Genomic DNA, 3,688 nt, shown 5'->3' with positions numbered 1-3,688 from the left:
AAGTTCCGTCATGATATCCATGCCAATGAGATTGTTTTGCTTGCCTATTACATAGCAGCGATTAACATTGAATCGACTTATCATAGTATCATGAAAGGTGAGTATATCCCTTTTAAGCATATTGGCTTAACCGATACATTCCGGATGCTTGAAGAGAAGAACCTGCTACAGGAATTATTTAAAGAAAACAGTGAATATTTGGAACATCAGAAAAATCTAAATATTGAAGTTATCTTTGGTAACCCTCCTTATTCTATAGGACAAAAGAGTGAAAACGATAATGCGAAAAATACTCCTTATCCGATTTTAGATAAACGGATCAGTGAAACTTATGCGGCTCAATCGAAAGCAAGTCTTATACGAGGTCTGTATGACAGCTATATACGTGCCATTCGCTGGGCTAGTGACCGTATAAAAGACCGTGGTGTTATTGGTTTTGTTACAAATGCCGGTTTTATTAATGGAAGTTCTATGGATGGGTTACGAAAATGCCTCGTTGAAGAATTTAGCAGCCTTTATATTTTCCATTTACGAGGAAATGCGCGGACTTCTGGAGAACAACGTAAGAAAGAAAGTGGTGGAATTTTTGGTGAAGGTTCTCGTGCTCCTATTGCTATCTCTATTCTCGTAAAAAATCCAAATGCACAACTGCATGGTAAGATATATTTTCGGGATATTGGAGACTATCTCAATAGAGAAGAAAAGCTCACGATAATTGAAGAATTTAAGAGTATTGATGGCATTACACGAAGTAAACAAGGTTGGCAAATAATTACACCGGATAAGCATGGGGATTGGCTTAGTCAACGTGATGACAGTTTCAAATCATTTTTAGCTATAGGTGATAAAGGTGATAAAAAAGGTCATGGTAAAAAAATTTTTGAAAATTTTTCTTGTGGAATTATCACTAGCCGTGATGCATGGGCATATAATGCAAGCCGTGAAGCTTTAGCAAAAAATATGAATAACATGATTGCATTCTACAATAGTGAAGTGGAACGTTTTAATGATACTTATGTACATGCTGATCATAAAGCACGTACAAGGGCTGTAAATGATTTTATCAATACGAATGCCAAAAAAATCAGTTGGAGTCATAATGTTAAACAAGAATTGGTAAGAGAAACAATCTTTGAACTTGAAGAAAAATGCTTCACACAAAGCCTTTACCGTCCTTTTACACGACAGTGGTTTTATTATAATCGCGTTTTCAATGAAAGAGTTTATCAAATGCCGCGGATATTTCCTATAGGGCAAGCGGTTGAAAATAGAGTGATACAAATTACAGGTATAGGAGCAAATAAAGATTTTTCTGTTATTATGATTAAGACAGTATCTGATTTTCATGTAATAGAAAATGGACAATGTTTTCCACGCTATATTTATGAAGACACTACGGTTTCAAAAAGTAAAAGTGAGAAACAATCCCATTTATTTACAAACTCTATAGAGGAAAACAAAACAACTGGTTTACAGAAGCGTGATGCTATTACTGATGAAGGTCTAGACCATTTTAAAGCTGCTTATCCTAATGAAACCATAACAAAAGATGATCTATTCTATTATGTTTACGGTCTTTTGCATTCGGAAGATTATCGCTCTCGTTATGCTGATAATTTATGCAAAGAATTACCTCGCATTCCTTGTGTAAAGAGTGCTGATGATTTTTGGAAGTTTGTAACAGCAGGGCGTGAACTGGGTCATTTGCACATGAATTATGAAGATGTAGAGCTTTATCCAGTGACCTTTAAAAAGGGTAATCCAAAACTGACTGATATCTCTAATCCCGAAGAATTTTACTACGTTACAGAAATGAAATTTTCTGGGAATAGTAAGGAAAAGGATAAATCGACTGTTTTTTACAACAGCAATATCATCATGACGGATATCCCTCTTAAAGCTTATGAGTATATAGTCAATGGAAAGCCTACTCTTGAATGGGTTATGGAACGTCAATGTGTCAAGACTGATAAAAATAGTGGCATTGTGAATGATGCCAATCGCTATGCTGTTGAAACCGTTGGCAACTCTGCCTACCCTCTAGAGTTATTTCAGAGGGTTATTACCGTAAGTTTAGAAACCATGAAAATCGTTAAGAACTTACCAAATTTGGTATTAAAAGAAACTGAATAACTTATAAAGCATGCTCACATAATGGGTATGATAAACGCATAAGGGGTATAGAGCTTATAACCATAATCTATACCTCTTTTGTTAAGTTGATTAGATACAATCCTAATATGCGTTATTCTAAAAATAAGGCTTTGTACTTTTAAATACTCTTATTTGGATTGCTTTAAGACTTTTAAGAAACCCACTCTTAAATAGAATTAGATTTTTTTACATTGCCTTTAAAAGATTATACCGTAATCTAAAATGATAGCTTTATTAACATCGACCTTGTGGCTAAAATTCGTGATTATGCTGCTATTTTCCTAACTCTACTTTGGGACTATAAGCCCCTCTTTGGCTAGTTTTTCAACAGTTGTTTCAGCAACGCTTACTATGAGATCAGAAAATGATGCAAAAGCATTTCCATCGCTATAGCCTTTTGCTAGCCATATGGTTTCTTTGTTTTTTGTATGGTGAATAAGATAAACACTAACACTTATGGCGGGCTTACTAATATTATATCCACCGGTCACATAACCTGGTGTCGTCTCAGTTTTTATGGTAGCAAAGTTTCCAAATCCCGAAATAGTACTTGTAGAGGTTCCCGGATGATATGTTGGCGGGATATACGTCTGTGATATAGCACGATTATCAACGCTAACTATTAGGAGTGCATCTGCGCCTTTATTTGTTATAATTTCCTCTTTCTCGTTATAGGAATAATTACGAGTTAGAGGGAAAAGTTCTAATCCTCTCAATATCTGTACATTGTATTTAACGAGGGATTTCTCAAAGGTGTCTTCAAGTTCTTTTTGCTCAGAAATAGACATGCCAACACCTCCTATGACCACCTTTTTCGTTTGAAATCGTCCCTTGTAGTTTGGATCAACAATTCCGTTCAAATGTGTTATAGGACCACAAGCTGTGAGTATTAACAAACAAAGTAAAATAAAAAACTTCATCATCATAAACCTTTGATTAATGCAAAAGTCTAATAATGTATTTATAATTCGAATTAAAGATACTATTTGAACTTTTAAATAATTTTTTTAGATTGTTTTGCAAAATTTAAGAAATCCACTCTTAAAGTGAATTAGATTTTTTTACATTGCCTTTAAGAGATTATACCGTAATCTAAAATGAGTGCTTTATTGTTATCAAAAGCTTTGTTTAAAGAGAGTTATGTATATTCATTTTGCTTATAGGTTTTGAAGGTGTAAAAACCGTCAAAACCCCCTCAAAACGTATATTATTAGTTGAATTTATAGGTTGTATTATCAATATGGGTTGTTTTTTAAAGGTCTGTAAAATCTTAACATATTGAAAAATAACGTTTTTACTTTTTATCGTTTTTTTACATAATAGCAGCAACCCTCAAAACTCAAAATCCCTTCAAAACTCATAACCTAATGATCTTGATAACATCTCTTATGAGTTACAAGCTACCTTTTGAAAGGCTTTACAGGATCACATACTTTTCATAAGACACGTTTTAATGTCTCACTAAAATGATCACTTTTGTCAGTTCAATTTACTGACACATAACTGACAAATATATATTATTAATTGTATTTAA

At 33.6% G+C, this 3,688-nt stretch carries 2 protein-coding genes; one reads left to right on the top strand and one right to left on the bottom strand.

What is annotated here, in order from left to right; all coding sequences use genetic code 11:
* The coding region (locus ACFILZ_RS09340) for a type ISP restriction/modification enzyme (RefSeq protein WP_375610993.1) at window positions 1-2,133 on the top strand (2,133 nt) is incomplete at its 5' end.
* Between the two features lie 308 nt (window positions 2,134-2,441).
* Here the strand turns inward: ACFILZ_RS09340 and ACFILZ_RS09335 are convergent.
* On the bottom strand, window positions 2,442-3,080 hold the full coding sequence (locus ACFILZ_RS09335; RefSeq protein ID WP_375610992.1) for a hypothetical protein: 639 nt from the start codon (window positions 3,078-3,080) through the stop codon (window positions 2,442-2,444).
* Between the last annotated feature and the right edge of the window lie 608 nt (window positions 3,081-3,688).

The sequence above is a fragment of the Bartonella sp. AP40SXNS genome (assembly GCF_042195825.1).
Taxonomy (GTDB): domain Bacteria; phylum Pseudomonadota; class Alphaproteobacteria; order Rhizobiales; family Rhizobiaceae; genus Bartonella.
Note: the sequence above shows the minus strand (reverse complement) of the source record. Positions and strands in the feature narration are given on the sequence as shown.

Bases quoted from the DNA above. Each gene is read 5' to 3' on its own strand.
- ACFILZ_RS09335 (WP_375610992.1), bottom strand. From the start codon at position 3,080: ATGATGATGAAGTTTTTTATTTTACTTTGTTTGTTAATACTCACAGCT.